The following is a 19,668-nucleotide window of genomic DNA, read 5'->3' as shown; positions in this document are numbered from 1 at the left end:
AACTTGCCTGTTACTTACATCAACCACATACCAAATGGATTTACAACTTACCGACAAAGTAGCACTGATATTAGCCTCCAGCAAAGGCTTGGGCAAAGCCGTTGCCACCAGTTTAGCAACCGAAGGCGCCCATGTAATCATTGCCTCACGTAATGCTGATGAGCTTCACCGTACTGCAGCCGAAATTGAGCAGCAAACCGGCCGTAAAGTGTTAGCTATAGCGACTGATGTATCACAAGCCGACCAGATTACGCACCTTATTGAAACGGCCGGAAAAGAGTTTGGCCAAATTGATATTTTGGTGAACAACGCCGGCGGACCACCTTTCGCTCAGTTTGAAGATTTTGATGATGAGCAATGGCAGAAAGCTTTTGAACTTAATTTGCTCAGCTTTGCCCGCACCAGCCGGCAGGTATTACCTTATATGAAGAAAACAGGCAGTGGCCGTATCATCAATATCATCAGCGGATCGGTGAAATCGGTATTGGGTAACTCGGTACTGTCTACCAGTATGCGCTTGGGTGTGGTAGGTATGGCCAAGCTATTAGCCGAGGAATTAGGCGCGCATAACATTACAGTAAACAATGTTGGCCCGGGCATGATTGCCACTGACCGCCTGAAACATACCTTACCTGCCGGGCAAGACCCGGAGGAAGCATTGAAAGAAAAAGCTAAAGCCATACCACTGGGTCGTATTGGCAAGCCGGAGGAATTTGCTGCGGTAGTTACCTTTTTAGCATCAGGCCAGGCTTCTTATGTAAGCGGCACTACCATCCAGATTGATGGCGGCGCGGGGCGTAACATACTTTAACGCCCTTCTCGTATCACCCTGAAAAAATCGTCCCGGTAGGTTTCACCAATCGGGATGGTTTGATCATTAATATAAATGAGGTTGCCATCAATCATCCTGATTTTATTGACAGATACGATGTACGATTTATGCACCCGGTAAAAGGGTGGCTGTGGCAGCTGATCCTCCAAATCGCGCAGGGTTTGATAAGTAACCAGGCGCTGATCTCCGGTAAAAATAGAAATATAGTTTTTCAGGCCCTCTATATAAAGCACATCTTCATAGTTCACCCTCAAAAATTTATTCTTGCTGTCGCCTTTAAAGAATATATAATTACTGTTAGCTGGAGTTGAAGTATCTATCGGTGCATCTGCAATTTGCGGTGAAATAACAGAAGGCACCGCAGGCACTGGTACCTGAGCGGCCTGTAATAAATTATAAGCCTTTTGCGCTGCTTTTAAAAAACGGTCGAAGGCAATGGGTTTCAGCAGATAATCTACCACATCATGTTCGTAACCTTCCAGTGCATACTCGGGGTAAGCGGTGGTTAATATTACCTTGCATTTGCCGGCACATAATTTCAGAAACTGTATACCGGTTAAATCAGGCATTTGTATATCCAAAAACACCAGGTCAATGCCTCCCTGTTGTACTTGCGTAAGGGCATTAATAGCGCTGGTGGTAGTACCTACCAGTTCTAAAAAGGGTATCTTGGTAACATAATCGGCTATAATTTTGGTGGCGTAAGCTTCATCATCTACGGCAAGGCAACGTATCATAGGGCTAAATATAGGCTGATATTTCAGAAGATTTATAAAGTAATCTGCAATGTACTTTTATAGGTTTGCCCATTGGCTGATACCAGCAAATCATGCCTGCCCGGATAGATCAATTCCAGCCTCCGGCGGATATTGACCAGCCCTACCCCGCTCGAATGATCTTTTTGTTGCTGGTTGATTCTATTACTCACCGTAAACTCAAGCCGGTTGCCGGTTAATTTTAACACAATACGTACCGGGCGCTCAGGGTCATCTACCACCCCGTGTTTAAAAGCATTTTCTACAAAAGGAATCAGCATTAATGAGGCAATGCGCTGCCCGCCTATGTTGCCCTGCGTGGTAAACTCCACATTAAAATTATCGCCAAAACGCAGCTGATAAATAGAAATATAATTTTCAATGTAATCTACCTCTTTCTGTAAATCAACTTCTTCATTGCTGCTTTCTGTCAGCATATACCGCATCAGCTGTGATAGTTTAATCACCGCATCGGCCAATTGGTCAGATACCGGGTAAGCCAATGAATAAATGTAATTGAGCGTGTTGTACAAAAAATGCGGATTGATTTGCGATTTCAAAAAGGCCAGCTCAGCTTTTACTTTCTCTTCACGTAACGACTTGTTTTCCTGTTGCTTACGCAAAGCATCAAAGCTGCTATAAACTGCTAGACTCAATACAATGGCCGATGAGCTGTAATACACATTATCAGCAATATAGCTTAAGGCAGTATAACCGAAATAATTGTGCATATGAAAAATGTGAAACAGAACAACTTCCTCTAACGTGTGCCGAACAACAATAAATAAGGCAATACCCAAAAGTACACCGCCAATGAGTTGAGGGATTTTATTCTTGTTGAGGAAGCGCGGATAAACCCATAAATAAAAGAAGTAAAATTCAAGAATTTTAAGCAGCATAAAAGATGCTGTAAACAACTCATTGCTGAATTTATGCGGCTCAATAGCAAACCCGACAACAATATACAATATATAAATTACCCAGCCGATAATGTGATAGTAAATCTCCCTCTTCTTCATAAGGCGTAAAGATATACCAACGCGTTGCAACTGTTTCAAATCTTTATCCCAACACCCTATTTTTTGATACCAAACCACTAAAACCTTAAAACATCTCCAATTACCCTCCTTTACGGGGTTGAGATAAAATTATGAGGGGTTGGGATTATATTATTTTTAAGCACGGCAAGCAACCGCACCTTTGAATCAACAACGCTAAACAACAGATTCAAAAAATGAAAAAGCTAATTATATCAACCGCCTTATTAGTTACTACTGCACTGGCAGCCAAAGCGCAGATTGCCGGAAGCGTGGTAAGCAAGAACAACGAACCTTTAACCGGTGCCACCATATCCCTTCTCCATTTACCTGATTCGGCCCGCACCGCGGCAAAGATTGCCGACGTGGATGGCAAGTTCATTTTTACCGGCATCAAGCCTGGCAACTACATTATTAAAGCCAGCATGGTAAGTTTTGGCAGCGGCTACAGCGCGGCTGTGAATTATAACGGTCAGCCTTTAACCTTACCCACTGTAATATTAACCGAGCAGCAAAAAGCTCTAAAAGAAGTAACTGTAACCACCACCGTTCCGCAGCTGCAGCAAAAAAGCGACCGCCTGGTGGTGAATGTAGAAAAGTTAAACACCACCGGCGATAATGCTTTGGATGTATTGAAAAAAGCGCCCGGCATTCGCCTGGATAAAGATGATAACATTTTATACCGCAACAATGCCGGTGTAGTGGTAATGATTGACGGCCGCCGTACATATATGAGCAGCAGCGAATTGAGCAATTACCTGAAAACACTGCCGGGCAATGCCATTAGTAAAGTAGAACTGATTGCCAATCCTCCGGGCAATTATGATGCTGAAGGTACTGCAGGCATGGTCAACATCATTATGAAACGTAATAAACTACAAGGCTATAACGGTACTGCCAACGCCAATGCCAGCTATGGCAAATATGGCAAACTGTATGGTGGCCTTAATTTAAACTACAATACCGGCAAGTTCAGCCTGTATACCCGTGCCAACAGCGGTTACTATGATTCTTACAACAAATTAACCTTGAGTCGTCAAATTGATAATGAGGTATATAACCAGTATAACTACTGGCACCCTAAAACTTACTCCACCAGCTATACTGTAGGTGCCGATTTTTATGCCAGCACTAAACAAACTTTCGGCCTGATGTTTAAGGGTTATAATTCCCCTACCAATGCCGATGTATTCAGCCGCTCTTCTACCCTGAATGCTTTAGGCCAGCAGGTGGGCGGCGTAAACGGCGACGGACCGCAAAACAGCGACAACAACACCTACAACTTTAACCTGAACTACAGTTTTGCCATTGATACTACCGGCCAGAAACTGAGCGTAGATGCCGACTATGTGCACAGCGCCGCCACTGCAGACCAGCGCTATACCAATACTTACTTCGATGCCACAGGCAATACCATTGGCACTCCTGTAATGTTACGCAACAATTCGCCGGTAAACTATAATATTAAAGCTATTAAAGCCGATTACATTTTACCCTTAGCCAACCACTGGCAATTTGAAGCCGGCTTAAAAAGCAGTTGGGTAGCTACCCGTAGCAATGTGGTATTTGACTCATTGAAAACCAACGGATGGATCACTGACCCTAAGCGCAGCAATAACTTCAGGTATGATGAAAACATCAATGCGGCTTATGCTACCATCAACAAATCATTTGGTAAACAATGGGAGGTGAAAGCCAGCCTGCGCACCGAGCAAACTGTTTCTACTGCAAACTCACTTACCCGCAACGAGATAGTAAAACGCAATTACTGGCAGCTATTCCCCAGCGCATTTGTAACCTATAAAATTAACGATAACAACCAGCTGAACGCTTCTTACAGCCGCCGCATCAGCAGACCTGGCTACGGCAGCCTGAACTCAGCTATCCGCTATACCGATCCTTATACTGCAATACAAGGTAACCCTTATTTGCAACCTTCCATTTCACAATCATATGTGTTCAATTACACTTACAAAAGCTTTCAGGTGTTAAGCCTCAGCTACCTTAAGGTAAATGATGTAGTAAACGGTGTGATTTATCAAAATGACATCACCAAAGAAAGCATCAACCGCTACGAAAACCTGGGCAGCACCAGCACCTTAAGCGCCACCTCTGCAGGTAGCTTTAACGTAAAAAAATGGTGGAATGTAAACGCCGAACTGGATGCTGCTTATGACAAAGTGAGCACCTTGGTGCAAGGCCAGCCCTATAACAGCAGCCGCTTTTCATGGTCAGGCAACCTGGATCAAACCTTCTTTTTGCCGCAAAATGTAAAAATTCAGCTTTCTGCACAGTATTACTCGCCTTCTATCTCCGGCTTGGCCCGCACGCTTTCAGGTTCACAGATTGATGCCGGCGTGAGCAAAACCTTTATGGATAAACGCATGACCCTGAGCTTCAAAGTGCGTGACATTTTCTTTGGCAACCGCTACCGCAGTGTTTTACAATACAACAACGTTAACACCCGCTGGAACAACGAATGGGAAAGCCGCCGCTTCACCCTGGGCCTTACTTACAATTTTGGTAACACCAAACTAAAAACCGCCCGCAGCCGCCAAACCGGCAGCGCCGCCGAGGAAGGAAGAATGTAATTAGCTTCGAGAGTCAAGAGACAAGAATAAATAGTCAAGACAGGTCATCAATCTGCATATCAGATTAACGCCTTACTGCAGAGTGATTAAGCGGTAAAAGTCTCGGCTCTTGATTCTTGTCTCTTGACTCTCTTCTCTTGTTTCTAAAGCCTGAAAACCTTAACTTTGCACCTCTAAAATTGAGGTGGAACTTATTGATGTACAAGGAATATAAACAACTCAACTTATCGCAAACCGGTAAGGATATCTTGGAGTTTTGGAAACAGCAAAACATATTTGAAAAGAGTATCAGCAGCCGTCCGGCCAGCAACCCTTATACTTTTTATGAGGGTCCACCGTCGGCCAATGGTATGCCGGGCATTCACCACGTAATGGCCCGCTCTATTAAAGACATTTTTTGCCGTTATAAAACTTTAAAAGGCTATCAGGTAAAACGCAAAGGCGGCTGGGACACCCATGGCCTGCCTATTGAGCTGGCCGTTGAGAAAGCCTTAGGCATTACCAAAGACGATATTGGCAAAAGCATTTCGGTAGAAGATTATAACGCCGCCTGCCGCAAGGAGGTAATGCGTTATACCGACATCTGGAATGACCTGACCGAAAAGATGGGCTACTGGGTAGACCTGGAAAACCCTTACGTAACTTATGAGAACAACTATATTGAAACCTTGTGGTGGATACTCAAAGAGTTTTACAACAAGGATTTGCTGTATAAAGGCTACACCGTACAACCCTACTCGCCTAAAGCAGGTACAGGTTTAAGTTCACATGAGCTGAACCAGCCGGGTACGTACCGCATGGTGAAGGATACGTCCATCACCGCTCAGTTTCACTTAAAGAACGACCAGCAGCACCCTTTGATGCCGGTATTATTTGAGCACGAGAGCGAAGATACCTGCATTTTGGCCTGGACCACCACACCCTGGACTTTACCATCCAACTGTGCGCTGGCCGTAGGCAATGATATCGATTATGTAAAAATCCGCAGCTTTAACCCTTACACTTATACCCCGGTAAGCGTGGTACTGGCTAAAGATTTGGTGAGCCGCTATTTTAGAGCCGAAGGCGAAAACGCTTCCTTCCAGGATTACAAAGGCGGCGACAAAATCATTCCATGGGAAATTTGCGGCCGCTTTAAAGGTATTGAGATGGTGGGCTTGCGCTATCACCAGCTGATGCCGTATGTGACCAACGAAGACATGGAACAAAATGCATTCCGTGTGATTGCGGGCGATTTTGTGACTACTGATGACGGTACAGGCATCGTGCATACTGCATCTGTTTTTGGTGCGGATGACTTTAGGGTAGCCAAAGCCAACGGCGTACCTGCCGTAATGGTAAAGGATGAAAACGGCCATGATGTACCGCTGGTCAACAAACAAGGCCGCTTTGTGGATGAAGTGACCGACTTTGCCGGCCGCTACGTAAAAGAAGAATATTATAGCGACGAAGAACGCGCCCAATCTGATTTCAAAGGCACAGATGTGTTGATATCCATTAAACTGAAAGAAGACAACAAAGCGTTCAACGTACAAAAATACGAGCACAGCTACCCGCACTGCTGGCGTACTGATAAACCAGTATTATACTACCCGCTGGATAGCTGGTTTATCCGCACCACTGCAGTAAAGGAAAAATTGGTTGCCCTCAACAAACAAATCAACTGGAAACCTGAATCAACCGGTACAGGTCGTTTTGGTAACTGGCTGGAAAATCTGGTGGACTGGAACCTGTCGCGCTCACGCTACTGGGGTACCCCGCTACCCATCTGGCGCGAGGAGAATGGCACCGAGGAAAAATGCATTGGCTCTATCGCCGAACTGGAAGCCGAAATTCAAAAATCAGTAGCTGCCGGCTATATGCCCGAAGGCTCGCACGTACCCGATTTACACCGCCCGTACGTGGATGATGTGATATTGGTAGCTGCAAGTGGCAACAAGATGTTCCGTGAGCCGGATTTGATTGACGTTTGGTTTGATAGCGGCGCCATGCCATATGCACAATGGCATTTTCCGTTTGAAAACGAGGAAGAGTTTAAAAATGCTTACCCGGCCGACTTCATCGCCGAAGGCGTTGACCAAACCCGTGGATGGTTCTTTACCCTGCATGCCATTGCGGTAATGTTGAGTGAAAGCAGCGAGAAGGTAAAAGCCATTAATGCGGCTAATAACAACCCGGGTATTGCTTTTAAAAACGTAGTATCTAACGGTTTGGTGCTGGACAAAAACGGCAACAAAATGTCGAAACGCTTGGGCAACGCCGTTGATCCTTTTGCCACCATTGAGCAATACAGTGCCGATGCCACCCGCTGGTATATGATCAGCAACGCATCGCCCTGGGATAACCTGAAGTTTAATATTGAGGGCTTGGACGAGGTTCGCCGTAAATTCTTTGGCACTCTGTACAATACGTACTCCTTCTTTGCCTTATACGCCAATATTGATGGCTTTAATTACAGCGAAGCAGATATTGAACTGACCCAGCGCCCCGAGATTGACCAGTGGATCATCTCGCTGCTGAATACGCTAACCAAGGAGGTAGACGAATTTTATGCCGACTTTGAGCCTACCAAGGCTGCCCGTGCCATCCAGGATTTTGTGGATGAACACCTGAGCAACTGGTACGTGCGCCTCAGCCGCCGCCGTTTCTGGAAATCTGACAATTCGGATGATAAGCTTTCGGCCTATCAAACGTTATATACCTGTTTGGTCACCATCAGCAAGTTGATGTCGCCTATTGCACCGTTCTTTGCTGAGCGTTTGTACCAGGATTTAAACGGCGCTACCAACCTTGAAAATTGCGAGTCTGTTCACCTGGCCGATTTCCCGGCTTATCATCAGGATTTGGTGAATGCCGCGTTGGAAGAACGTATGCAATTGGCGCAGAACATCTCATCTTTAACCTTGTCGTTGCGTAAAAAGGTAGGCATTAACGTACGCCAGCCACTGAGCAAAATATTATTGCCGATACTAAATAAGGATTTTGAGCATCAGGTAGATTTGGTAAAAGAACTGATCTTGTCTGAAACCAACATCAAAGCCATTGAGTACATTACTGATACCGCCGGCTTTGTTAAAAAGAAGGTAAAACCTAACTTTAAAGCTCTGGGCGCCAAGGTAGGTAAAGACATGAAACTGGTAGCGCAGGCCATTACTGAGTTAAGCCAGGAAGACATCGTTAAACTGGAGAACGAAGGCCAAATCTCTATACTCGAAACACGCTACACAATACTCAATACCGACGTAGAAATTATAGCCGAAGACGTACCCGGATGGCAGGTAGCCAATTTAGGCAAACTAACCGTGGCTTTAGATGTTACGCTTACCAACGAATTGGAGCAGGAAGGTATTGCCCGGGAATTTATCAACCGGATACAGAATATGCGTAAGGGCAACAATTTTGATGTTACTGATAAAATTAACATAAAGTTAATGTGCCCTGCTGTAATTGCCGATGCTGTAACCACTCACATGGATTATATTCGCGCTGAAGTTTTGGCTGCCGGAATTGCGTTTGATGACCAGATGCAGGATGGCGAAAAAACAGATATTAATAACAACGAAGTACTGATCGCTATAACTAAATTATAAATGGAACCACAAAACGAAAGAACCAGATATTCTGATTCAGAATTACAGGAATTTAAAGACATCATTCTCGAGAAAATACGTGTAGCCCGCGAAGAGTTAAACGCTTTAGCATCATCATTAAGCAGCCCGAACCTGAACGGCACTGATGATACTGCCGGCACTTACAAAACACTGGAAGACGGCTCTGCTACATTAGAAAAAGAGCAAATCAACCAGCTGGCCGCCCGTCAGAAAAAATTTATTGAGCAGTTGGAAGCTGCCCTGGTGCGTATTGAGAACAAAACTTACGGTGTATGCCGCGAAACCGGCAAGCTGATTCAAAAAGAGCGTTTGCGTGCCGTGCCGCACACTACCTTAAGTATGGAAGCTAAACTGAAGCAATATTAATGAAGGCAGCGTATACTAAACCTTTCCTTACAGCAACATTCATTATTCTGGCCGACCAGCTGATTAAAATCTGGGTGCGTAAGAATATGTATATGGGCGAGCAAATTCGCTTTTTGGGCAGTAAAGGCATGCTGCTTTATACCGAAAATAACGGCATGGCCTTTGGCTGGGAGCTGGGAGGCGAAGGTGGCAAGCTGCTGTTAACGTTGTTTCGTATTGTAGCTGTATGTGGTATTGGTTACGGCCTGGTGTACCTCATCAGGCACAAATACCACCGCGGACTGGTGATGAACGTAGCCCTGATTTTTGCCGGCGCTACCGGTAATATCATCGACTCTACGTTTTATGGCCTGATTTACAAATATGCCCCTATATTTCAGGGCCGGGTGGTAGATATGTTTTATTTCCCGCTCATCTCAGGCACTTTTCCCTCATGGGTACCCATCTGGGGCGGCCAGCCATTCGAGTTTTTCAGGCCGATATTTAACCTGGCCGATGCTGCTATCTCCGTAGGTGTGATTATGATTCTGTTATACCAAAAACGCTATTTTAAAAGCGAGGTAAACGAAGTAAGCAACCCACACAGCGAAGTGGTAGAAGAATAAATTTTTAAGGATCTGCAGATGCGTGATTATGTACATCTATAGATAATACAACAAAAGCCGCTCCAATGAGCGGCTTTTGTTGTTTAAAGGCTTTTTGCAATTCGCTTATTTCTTATTAATTTTCCTGCTCAACAACAACTTATCACTTTTTATGAGAAAACTTGTCCTGCAATGCCTTTTTATGGCATTACCTTTTCTGGCATGCGCACAAAACCCAAACCTTTTTAGCGATTTTCAAAAAGGTGTAGATGAAATCAGTTCATTTAAAGTCAACGATAAAATTAATGTTATTTCAACCGCATCAAATCATAAATCATTTGATTTGATTGCTATAGATGAACAAATGCATATTGTTTGGCAAACCAATTTAAAGGGAAATTCATTAGTAGCCGGGAAATTCAAAAATGAAATTATTGCGGTAGCATCGACCGACTACAGTACCATGAAAGGCGGTATTAATAACACTTATACAGGTTATATACTTGATCCTGCGAGTGGAAAAGTCGTTGCTGAAAAAATTATTTATCAGGATAATGATAATTACAAAGAGGAACCTACATTTTTTATTGACCCTGTTAACGCTGAGTATTTTAAATTATTAGTACGCCGGTCGGCAGTAGAACGCAGAATACATGGAAGCTTCGGGCCTTTGGCTATTTTTGCTTTAGCGCGCATATCTAAGCAAGCGCGCACTACAACTGGTCTTACTGCAATTGAATTTAACGAGCGCTTGGAACCTGTAAATACATTTACACCTGAAATCAGCAGCGATTACATTTTAGACACAGATTGCAGCAAACTAGGTAATCTGTTGATTACAGGTTATGATGGGAATGGAAATATTGAAGTTGCTAAATACAATTTTGGTGACCCAAAACCTATAGCGAAGCTTAAACAAACGGTAGATTTATTGAAAAGCGATCCTGATAATTTTGGAGGCAGTATCATTACATCTGCTTCTAAAGATAACAATAATATAATTTATGTAGGCCTTTATGGCCGAAACAGCAATAAAGACGATCAACTTAACCTTATAAAGTTTGATTTTGCTGCACAAAAAACACAATTGCTCACAGATATATACAACAAGCCCAGAATTAAAGGGCTTGAAAAAGCCTATCAAACTATCAATAAGGAATGTGATGATGCGCAGCTAAGAAGCAGTGACAAATTAAGCATCAGATATTTGCAAGAAAAAGACAACCATTTGGTTGTTGTCTTATCCACTCGCGAAGCAACATCGTTTAATAATACTTTTGCCTATTATGAATATACAAACATTATTACCGGATATGACAATGAATTGCGTATGAAATTCCAGCAATTGTTGCCTGTAAATTACAGATTCATAGGACAATATTTACCATTATCTTATCGCATTAACAACGACAAACTATACAGTATAGGAAATTTTGGTAATACAGATAAGATAAAAGGGCTTTATAGCGTACTTAATTTAACGACTGGCAATTGGGAAAAGATGACAGTTTTATCGAAAGAAAAACTTGCGAAAAAAAGTTTTACTTCAGGAAATGTATTATGGTATAGTAATACTTACGTTGTGCCTTACTTAGAACTAAAAGGCTTGTTTAGCCGTAGTTATACTATAGATTTGCAAAAGAACACAATGTAATGTATAGTTCTTTAATTACCTGCCTTCAAAACTGAGGGCAGGCAATTGCTATGTTTTCGAAATCACCTCTACCGCCTTCTTCACATCCATATCCTTTTCATTCAAAAACTGGTAGTAAGCCGCATTGCCCCATTTCAACTGTATGGCATAAGCTTTTATCAATTGCTTTAAATAACCGGCGGCAGCCCGTATCTCCTGTGAGTCCATTTCGGGCAGGGTACGCGAAGCATACACAATAAAGGCGGTTAAATCTCCATCACCGGGCTGGTATTGTGCTGCAAATGCCGCTGCTGATGGATATTTGCTCAATATGGGCTGCAAACGATCAATGGCGTAAGCTGTAAACAGTTGATTACTTTTCAATTCTTTTACCAGCGTATTGTTCACACTGGGGTCTTCCGGCACAAATACATCAGGCATGATGCCACCACCACTATATACCTGCCGCCCGCCGGAGGTACGGTAGCGCGATGAGGTATGCTGCAGGCTGTCTGTATACCGGTTTTTGCTGCCGTATAGCTCACCGGTTTGGGCGCGCTGTTCCAGTTCTTCATGGTAGGCTACGGTACCATTTTTATATGATTTTTGTATGGAACGCCCCGAAGGGGTATAATACCGGGCTACGGTTAAATTAACCGCTGAACTATCGTTGAACAAAAACTGCTCCTGCACCAAACCTTTACCGAAGGAGCGGCGGCCTACAATTTCGGCCCGGTCCAAATCCTGCAAAGCGCCGGCTACAATCTCACTGGAGGAGGCTGAATGCTCATCAATCAATACCACTACCCTGCCCTGCTGAAACAAACCCGAATCGGTAGCCAGGTAATCGGTCCGCTTTTCATGCAGGCCCTGGGTGTAAACAATCAGCTTTCCTTTAGGTAAAAACTCATCCGATATAGCGGTGGCTGCGCTCAGATAACCGCCGCCGTTACCACGTAAATCCAATATCAGCCGCTGCATTTTTTGTTGCAGCAATTCCTGCAATGCACCTTTAAAATCGGCATCGGTGGTAGAAGCAAATTTGCTGATTTTGATATAACCTGTACCCGGCGCAGCCATATAAGCTACATCGAGGCTGGTTAAGGTAACACGTCCGCGGTTAAGCACATAAGTTTGTACGGCTTTGCTGTTCCAGTGCAATACGCTCAATGTTATCGGAGTATTGGGCGCACCGGCAAACAACTGACCTACCTGTGATAAGGTAATATGCCTGCCTGATAGCGGCATACGGTTAATAGTTAAAATACGATCGCCGCTTTGCAAGCCGGCTTTGGCCGCAGGTCCGCCGGGGTAAACCTTAGTTATGGCTAAAGTATCGCGCAGCAAAATATAAGTAACGCCTACGCCGGTAAAACCACCTTCTAATCGCTCGTTTACTGATTGGGCCTGCCACGGGGGTAAATACAAGGAATGCGGATCCAGGCTTTGCAGCATCTGGTCAATGGCGTTGGTTTCCAAGGTATCGGTGTTGACCGAATCCACATAGTTGTTTTTTAACAACTGTACCACACGCTCAACCTTGCTTTCGCCGTTGCCGTAGAGGTTGAGATTGTTGCCGGAGAAACTGGCGTTGCTGACGATAAAGCCGATGGTAAAACCTACCAGTAATAAGATAACTACCCTGAATATTACAACCGCCGTCTGTTTCATTATAGATTGGGATAAAGGTAATAATTTGACCCTAACCCTATATAATTTATCTGTGCAGAACCTTGTACTTGCTGTTATTTTACCGATTTTTGTATACAGCAAACCATAACTATGATCAACACTACCGAGAAAGATTCCAACTACCAGCACCTTGACCAAATGTCGGTACGGGAACTATTGGACAACATCAACCGCGAGGATAAAACCGTACCGGATGCAGTAGAGAAAGCCCTGCCGCAAATTGAGGCGCTGGCCACAGCCGTAACCGAAAAAATGAGGATAGGCGGTCGCCTGTTTTATATTGGTGCCGGCACCAGCGGCCGTTTGGGTGTTGTAGATGCCTCGGAGTGCCCACCCACCTATGGTGTACCTTTTGATATGGTGGTCGGCATTATTGCCGGTGGCGATGGTGCCATACGCAAAGCTGTAGAGTTTGCCGAAGATGATGCCGAACAGGCCTGGAAAGATTTATCAGCATTTAATATTACCGATAAAGATGTAGTGGTGGGCATTGCCGCATCGGGCCGTACACCTTATGTAATTGGCGGCTTAAAAACTGCAAACGCACACGGCTTGGCTACCGGCTGTGTGGTATGTAATAGTGGTAGCCCCGTGGCAGCAGAGGCACAGTTTCCGGTAGAAGTGGTGACCGGGCCTGAATTTGTAACCGGCTCTACACGCATGAAAGCCGGTACCGCACAAAAACTGGTGCTCAATATGCTCACCACTACGGTTATGATACAACTGGGCCGTGTAAAAGGTAATAAAATGGTAGATATGCAGTTAACCAATCATAAGCTGGTTGACCGCGGCACCCGCATGGTAATGGAGGCAACGGGTTTAGCTGAGGCGGAAGCTGAACAACTGTTGAAAGAAACCGGCAGCGTACGGAAAGCCGTGGAGTTGCATTTAGGTAAGTAATGTGCAGATGTGCAGGTATGCAGATGTGCAGGTATGCAGATGTGCAGATGAAGAAAGTGAAAAGGCAACTGTATAAAATGAATTATTAATAAATTTAGATATGCAAACAAGCATTAATGTGCCATCTGCACATGTGCAAATCTGCATATCTGCACATAAAACAAAAGATGCACGAGATAGAACCCTATTACAAGTGGAGGGATGATTACATTGCAGCAGAGGACGAATATTCGCCCTTTTACGCTACAGAGTACAGTGAGTTTGAGTTTGATAAACAGGTGTACAACTATCTGCTGCATCCGCAGTGGGATTCTTTCGGCTCAAATACATTATACATCAAAGTACTGTTTGCTGATTATGAGCGGGGGTATACCATCATTGAACTGATTGGTGAATGGAACGATGCCATTAATAACGACATTATGATGCTGAAGCGCGAAATATTGGAACTGATGATGGACAATGGCCTCAACAAATTTATCCTGATTGGTGAGAATGTGCTCAACTTCCATTCTTCCGACGATTGCTATTACGAGGAATGGTTCGGCGATGTAGAAGATGGCTGGATTGCCGGAATTAACTTTCGGGACCATGTTATCCGCGAGTTTAAGCAGAGCAATATTGACTATTACATCAACTTTGGAGGGGTACTGGATGATTTAAGCTGGCGTACACTAAAACCTTTACAGGTGTTTAAACGTGTAGAAGAGCAGTTAACACGCCGTTTGAATTAACATTGAATTATCACAAATAATATTACATTAGCACCATTATCAATTATTATACACATGGATAACCACACTACCGATTACAGTAACGATTATCAATACGAAAATGTAATCCATATTGAAGATCCGGCTGCATCTCGCCGCTTTATGGCCAATGTATTTGCCTGGATGTTTGGCGGCTTAGCGCTATCAGCCATTACCGCTTATTTATTTGCTTATACATCATTGTTGTTCTTATTAATTAACCCTACAACAGGGATGCGCACGGGCTTAGGCACTATAGTAACTTTTGCCCCATTGGCATTTACACTGGTTATGTCATTTGGCTTCAACCGTTTATCTAAACCTGTATTGGCCTTACTGTTCCTGCTTTTTGCAGCACTGATGGGTGCCAGCCTGGGCTTCATTTTCCTGGTATATACAGCGGGTTCTATTTTAGGTGTATTTATCACCGCCTCTGCAGTATTTGGCATTATGGCTGTAGCAGGTTATACTACCCAGCAGGATTTAACCAAATTTGGCGCTATCATGATGATTGGCTTATTTGGCTTGGTCATTGCTACATTGCTGAACATGCTTTTCCCAAGCCTGCAGTTAAACATGGTACTTACCTATATTGGCGTAATTGTGTTTACCGGCTTAACCGCTTATGATGTACAGCGCATTAAACGCCTGGGCGGCAGTATGGATGCCAACCTGCCCGCAGGTAAATTAGCCATTTTGGGTGCCTTAACCTTATATCTGGATTTTGTGAACCTGTTCTTATACTTGCTGCGCCTGTTTGGCCGCCGCAGATAATAAAGTTTTAAATAAATTTAAAAGCTGCCTCAACAAGGCGGCTTTTTTTATGACTAAATGTGGCTTTCAGCTTATACACAAGCACTTTATGGGCTTGCTTATTCGCTGCAAATGTTGCACCTTTGTATGGCTTATGTAGAAAGATGGAGGGAATAGACCCGGCGAAATCTTAGCAACCTGTACTTACAAGGTGCTACATTCTACTTCAACCCGTAACTTACAGGGTTAAAGGCAGATAAGCGAAAAGTTAACACCGTCTGCGTGTATACCAACTTTTTCTAAATAAGCTTTTTTTAAGATGTGGGATTTGAGATGTGAGATATGAAATATGAAATAGAAGCGTTTAGGTAATGGATTAATCGTTTCCCATAACTTAACTACTTCTAACTCATATCTGATATCTCATATCTCATATCTAACATCTCATATCTCAACATATGGATATTAGAAACGAACTTCAGAAACGTATACTCATTATTGATGGTGCCATGGGTACCATGATTCAGCGTTACCAGCTTACGGAAGAAGATTTCCGTGGAGAACGCTTTGCCAATCACCCATCTGATTTAAAGGGCAATAATGATCTACTGAATTTGACCCGCCCCGACGTCATCAAGGCCATCCATGGTGAGTACCTGGAGGCCGGGGCTGATATCATTGAAACCAACACCTTTAGTACGCAGCGCATTTCACTGGCCGATTATCATATGGAAGAACTGGCCTATGAACTTAGTTATGAAGGTGCCCGCATTGCCCGTGAAGCTGCAGATGAGTATACGGCCAAAAATCCGGATAAACCCCGCTTTGTGGCCGGTGCCGTAGGGCCAACCAACCGTACAGCTTCCCTTTCGCCAGACGTAAACGATCCCGGTTATCGTGCCGTTACCTTCGATGATTTGGCCGAAGCTTATTATGAGCAGGTACGCGGACTGGTAGACGGCGGTTCAGATGTATTGCTGGTAGAAACCATATTTGATACCTTAAACGCCAAAGCCGCCCTGTTTGCCATCAACCGCTATGCGGATGAAACCGGCAAGCACCTGCCCATCATGATCTCAGGCACCATTACCGATGCTTCGGGTCGTACGTTATCAGGCCAAACGGTGGAGGCATTCTGGAACTCCATCCGCCACGCCAACCTGTTGTCGGTAGGCTTAAACTGCGCTTTAGGTGCTAAAGAAATGCGCCCCCACTTAGAGGAACTCTCTGAAAAGGCAGATGTATTCATTTCGGCCTACCCTAATGCGGGTTTGCCCAACGAGTTTGGCGCTTATGATGAAGTACCGCATGAAACCGCCCACTTGGTAGATGATTTTATGCAGGCCGGCTTGGTGAATATTGTAGGCGGCTGCTGCGGCACCACGCCCGATCACATTCGTTGCATTGCCGAAAAGGCGGCCAAACACCCACCTCGTACCATTCCGCAGGTGCAAAACTATATGCGCCTGAGCGGTTTAGAAGCGGTAACCCTCACACCCGAAACCAACTTCGTCAACGTAGGCGAGCGTACCAACATCACCGGTTCCCCTAAGTTTTCGAAACTGATTTTAGCCGAGGATTACGAGGCTGCCCTTACCGTAGCCCGCCAGCAGGTAGAAGGTGGCGCGCAGGTGATCGACATTAACATGGACGAGGGCATGATTGATTCGGTAGCGGTAATGACCAAGTTCCTGAACCTGGTGGCTTCCGAACCCGATATTGCCAAACTGCCCATCATGGTGGATTCATCTAAATGGACGGTTTTAGAGGCCGGACTGAAATGTTTGCAGGGCAAAGGCATTGTGAATTCTATTTCGCTGAAAGAAGGCGAAGAAAAGTTTAAGGAATATGCCCGCAAAATAATGAGTTATGGTGCCGCCGCCGTTGTGATGGCATTTGACGAGCAGGGCCAGGCCGACAATTACGAACGCCGGGTTGAAATCTGCAAACGCTCATACGATATCCTGGTGAACGAAGTAGGCTTTGCACCACAGGATATCATTTTTGACCCCAATATCTTAACGGTTGCTACCGGCTTAGAGGAGCACAACAACTATGCGGTCGATTTCATTAATGCTACCCGATGGATTAAAGAGAACCTGCCTTATGCCAAGGTAAGCGGTGGGGTAAGTAATATCTCCTTCTCGTTCCGTGGTAACAATGTAGTACGCGAGGCTATGCACTCTGCCTTTTTATACCATGCCATTAAAGCCGGTATGGATATGGGCATCGTTAACGCCGGTATGCTCGAGGTATATGAAGAGATACCGAAAGACCTGTTGGTACTGGTAGAAGATGTACTGCTAAACCGTCGGCCGGATGCCACAGAGCGCTTAGTAGAATTTGCCGAAACCGTAAAAAGCAAAGGCAAAGAAATAGTAAAAGACGAAGCCTGGCGTAAAGCGCCGGTAGCTGAGCGCCTGAGCCATGCCCTGGTGAAAGGCATTGTAGAATACCTGGATGATGATGTGGAAGAAGCCCGACAGCAATATGCTAAACCCCTGGAAGTAATCGAAGGTCCGCTAATGGATGGCATGAACATCGTAGGCGACCTGTTTGGCTCGGGTAAAATGTTTTTACCACAGGTGGTAAAATCGGCCCGGGTAATGAAAAAAGCGGTGGCTTACCTGCTGCCTTTTATTGAAGAAGAAAAGAAAAATAATGCCAGTGCCGATCAGCGCAGTAATGCCGGAAAAATACTACTGGCTACGGTTAAAGGCGACGTGCACGACATTGGTAAAAACATTGTGGGTGTAGTATTGGCTTGTAACAACTTCGAGGTAATTGATTTAGGGGTAATGGTGCCTGCACAAAAAATCATCGAAGCCGCCAAGCAGCACCAGGTAGATATCGTCGGCCTGAGCGGATTAATTACTCCATCATTAGATGAAATGGTGCACTTTGCCAAAGAGATGGAGCGCGAAGGCTTTACCATGCCGCTCATTGTAGGTGGTGCTACTACTTCGCGCATCCACGCCGCAGTAAAAATTGCGCCTAATTATTCCGGTGCGGCTATCCACGTATTGGATGCTTCACGCAGTGTAACCGTATGCAGCAGCCTGATGAACAAGGAGCAACGACATGGCTATATTCAAGGCATTAAAGATGAATATGCCAAAGCCCGCGAAGCGCATTTGAATAAAAAATCAGATAAACGCTTTGTGAGCCTGGAAGAAGCCCGTGCGCAACGTTTTCAGATCAGTTTAGATGGTGATGTAGCGCCTAAGCCTACTTTTACCGGCACTAAAGTGATAGAGGCTTATTCATTAGAAGAACTGCTGCCTTATATCGACTGGACACCCTTCTTCCATACCTGGGAGCTGCGTGGCAGCTACCCCAAAATATTTGATGATAAAACCGTAGGCACCGAAGCCAAAAAGCTTTACGATGATGCGCAGGTACTGCTGAAACAAATTGTTGATGAAAAGCTATTGCAGGCCAATGGGGTTATCGGCTTTTGGCCGGCAAACAGTGTAGGCGATGACATTGAGTTATACGCTGATGAAAGCCGTACGCAGTTATTAAGCCGCATACATACCCTGCGTCAGCAAGCCGAAAAGCCGAAAGGCGAGCCGTATTATGCACTGTCTGATTTTATTGCCCCGAAAGATAGCGGCGTGCCCGATTACTTTGGCGGCTTTGCCGTAACTGCCGGCTTGGGTTGCGACGAGTTGGTGGCTAAATTTGAACAGGACCATGATGACTACAACAGCATTATGGCCAAAGCCCTGGCCGACCGCCTGGCCGAAGCCTTTGCCGAAAAAATGCACGAACTGGTGCGCCGTGAATACTGGGGCTATGCCCATGATGAGCACCTGAGTAATCAGGAACTCATCAAAGAGCAGTACCAGGGCATCCGCCCGGCACCGGGCTACCCGGCATGCCCCGACCATACGGAGAAAACCACCCTGTTCGACCTGCTGAAAGCAGAAGACAATGCCCACATGTATTTGACCGAAAGCCTGGCCATGATGCCGGCGGCATCGGTAAGCGGCTTCTACTTTTCGCACCCGCAATCGAGGTACTTTGGGTTAAATAAAATCAGTAAAGACCAAGTTGAAGATTATGCTAAACGGAAGGTGATGTCTGTTGACACCGTAGAAAGATGGTTAGGACCTAACTTAGCATATCAAATTTAATATTTTTGAGAGCTTGCTTTGCA

13 protein-coding genes and 1 riboswitch are annotated in these 19,668 nt (G+C 44.8%); of the genes, 10 read left to right on the top strand and 3 right to left on the bottom strand.

Translation table 11 applies throughout. The features are described 5' to 3' along the window. Window positions 1–34 precede the first annotated feature (34 nt). A complete protein-coding gene (locus ACYVNW_RS15905; protein ID WP_460680863.1) occupies window positions 35–811 on the top strand; it encodes an SDR family NAD(P)-dependent oxidoreductase in 777 nt (258 codons plus the stop codon). Here ACYVNW_RS15905 and ACYVNW_RS15900 read toward each other — a convergent pair. Together ACYVNW_RS15900 and ACYVNW_RS15895 are read right to left on the bottom strand one after the other, a co-directional pair. After that, entirely contained in the window at window positions 808–1,569 is a 762-nt protein-coding gene (locus ACYVNW_RS15900; protein ID WP_460680862.1) for a LytR/AlgR family response regulator transcription factor, read from the bottom strand. The two genes, ACYVNW_RS15905 and ACYVNW_RS15900, sit on opposite strands and share 4 nt — an antisense overlap. Before the next feature lie 32 nt (window positions 1,570–1,601). Beyond that, entirely contained in the window at window positions 1,602–2,606 is a 1,005-nt protein-coding gene (locus ACYVNW_RS15895) for a sensor histidine kinase (protein WP_460680861.1), read from the bottom strand. A 215-nt stretch (window positions 2,607–2,821) separates the two neighbouring features. On the opposite strand from ACYVNW_RS15895, the gene ACYVNW_RS15890 reads away from it, so the two are divergent. The 5 genes from ACYVNW_RS15890 (at window position 2,822) to ACYVNW_RS15870 (ending at window position 11,430) form a co-directional block, all read left to right on the top strand. Further along, a complete protein-coding gene (locus ACYVNW_RS15890; RefSeq protein WP_460680860.1) occupies window positions 2,822–5,215 on the top strand; it encodes a TonB-dependent receptor in 2,394 nt (797 codons plus the stop codon). 197 nt (window positions 5,216–5,412) lie between these two features. Further along, on the top strand, window positions 5,413–8,805 hold the full coding sequence (gene ileS / locus ACYVNW_RS15885; protein ID WP_460680859.1) for an isoleucine--tRNA ligase: 3,393 nt from the start codon (window positions 5,413–5,415) through the stop codon (window positions 8,803–8,805). Next, on the top strand, window positions 8,806–9,192 hold the full coding sequence (locus ACYVNW_RS15880) for a TraR/DksA family transcriptional regulator (RefSeq protein WP_460680858.1): 387 nt from the start codon (window positions 8,806–8,808) through the stop codon (window positions 9,190–9,192). Continuing rightward, window positions 9,192–9,797, top strand: a complete 606-nt coding sequence (locus ACYVNW_RS15875; protein ID WP_460680857.1) for a lipoprotein signal peptidase — start codon at window positions 9,192–9,194, stop codon at window positions 9,795–9,797. The genes ACYVNW_RS15880 and ACYVNW_RS15875 overlap by 1 nt, the downstream gene beginning before the upstream one ends. A 151-nt stretch (window positions 9,798–9,948) precedes the next feature. Next, on the top strand, window positions 9,949–11,430 hold the full coding sequence (locus tag ACYVNW_RS15870; protein WP_460680856.1) for a DUF1090 domain-containing protein: 1,482 nt from the start codon (window positions 9,949–9,951) through the stop codon (window positions 11,428–11,430). Window positions 11,431–11,478: 48 nt separating this feature from the next. Here the strand turns inward: ACYVNW_RS15870 and ACYVNW_RS15865 are convergent, their stop codons facing one another. Then, window positions 11,479–13,080, bottom strand: coding sequence for a S41 family peptidase (locus ACYVNW_RS15865; RefSeq protein ID WP_460680855.1), 1,602 nt, complete (start codon window positions 13,078–13,080; stop codon window positions 11,479–11,481). A gap of 93 nt (window positions 13,081–13,173) precedes the next feature. On the opposite strand from ACYVNW_RS15865, the gene murQ reads away from it, so the two are divergent. The 4 genes from murQ (at window position 13,174) to metH (ending at window position 19,645) form a co-directional block, all read left to right on the top strand. Then, a complete protein-coding gene (gene murQ / locus ACYVNW_RS15860) occupies window positions 13,174–14,001 on the top strand; it encodes an N-acetylmuramic acid 6-phosphate etherase (RefSeq protein WP_460681027.1) in 828 nt (275 codons plus the stop codon). Window positions 14,002–14,168: 167 nt separating this feature from the next. Further along, window positions 14,169–14,735 (top strand): hypothetical protein, encoded by a 567-nt coding sequence (locus ACYVNW_RS15855; RefSeq protein WP_460681026.1) that lies wholly within the window; start codon window positions 14,169–14,171, stop codon window positions 14,733–14,735. A 54-nt stretch (window positions 14,736–14,789) separates the two neighbouring features. Next, on the top strand, window positions 14,790–15,527 hold the full coding sequence (locus ACYVNW_RS15850; RefSeq protein ID WP_460680854.1) for a Bax inhibitor-1/YccA family protein: 738 nt from the start codon (window positions 14,790–14,792) through the stop codon (window positions 15,525–15,527). Between the two features lie 128 nt (window positions 15,528–15,655). Then, window positions 15,656–15,769, top strand: a riboswitch (SAM riboswitch). 195 nt (window positions 15,770–15,964) lie between these two features. Further along, window positions 15,965–19,645 (top strand): methionine synthase, encoded by a 3,681-nt coding sequence (gene metH / locus ACYVNW_RS15845; protein ID WP_460680853.1) that lies wholly within the window; start codon window positions 15,965–15,967, stop codon window positions 19,643–19,645. Window positions 19,646–19,668: the final 23 nt, after the last annotated feature.

This window comes from Mucilaginibacter koreensis (assembly GCF_054783355.1).
The sequence above is the reverse complement of the archived record's forward strand: the minus strand, read 5'-3'. Positions and strand labels throughout refer to the sequence as shown.

Bases quoted from the DNA above. Each gene is read 5' to 3' on its own strand.
- ACYVNW_RS15905 (WP_460680863.1), top strand. From the start codon at position 35: ATGGATTTACAACTTACCGACAAAGTAGCACTGATATTAGCCTCCAGC.
- ACYVNW_RS15900 (WP_460680862.1), bottom strand. From the start codon at position 1,569: ATGATACGTTGCCTTGCCGTAGATGATGAAGCTTACGCCACCAAAATT.
- ACYVNW_RS15895 (WP_460680861.1), bottom strand. From the start codon at position 2,606: ATGAAGAAGAGGGAGATTTACTATCACATTATCGGCTGGGTAATTTAT.
- ACYVNW_RS15890 (WP_460680860.1), top strand. From the start codon at position 2,822: ATGAAAAAGCTAATTATATCAACCGCCTTATTAGTTACTACTGCACTG.
- ileS (WP_460680859.1), top strand. From the start codon at position 5,413: ATGTACAAGGAATATAAACAACTCAACTTATCGCAAACCGGTAAGGAT.
- ACYVNW_RS15880 (WP_460680858.1), top strand. From the start codon at position 8,806: ATGGAACCACAAAACGAAAGAACCAGATATTCTGATTCAGAATTACAG.
- ACYVNW_RS15875 (WP_460680857.1), top strand. From the start codon at position 9,192: ATGAAGGCAGCGTATACTAAACCTTTCCTTACAGCAACATTCATTATT.
- ACYVNW_RS15870 (WP_460680856.1), top strand. From the start codon at position 9,949: ATGAGAAAACTTGTCCTGCAATGCCTTTTTATGGCATTACCTTTTCTG.
- ACYVNW_RS15865 (WP_460680855.1), bottom strand. From the start codon at position 13,080: ATGAAACAGACGGCGGTTGTAATATTCAGGGTAGTTATCTTATTACTG.
- ACYVNW_RS15855 (WP_460681026.1), top strand. From the start codon at position 14,169: ATGCACGAGATAGAACCCTATTACAAGTGGAGGGATGATTACATTGCA.
- ACYVNW_RS15850 (WP_460680854.1), top strand. From the start codon at position 14,790: ATGGATAACCACACTACCGATTACAGTAACGATTATCAATACGAAAAT.
- metH (WP_460680853.1), top strand. From the start codon at position 15,965: ATGGATATTAGAAACGAACTTCAGAAACGTATACTCATTATTGATGGT.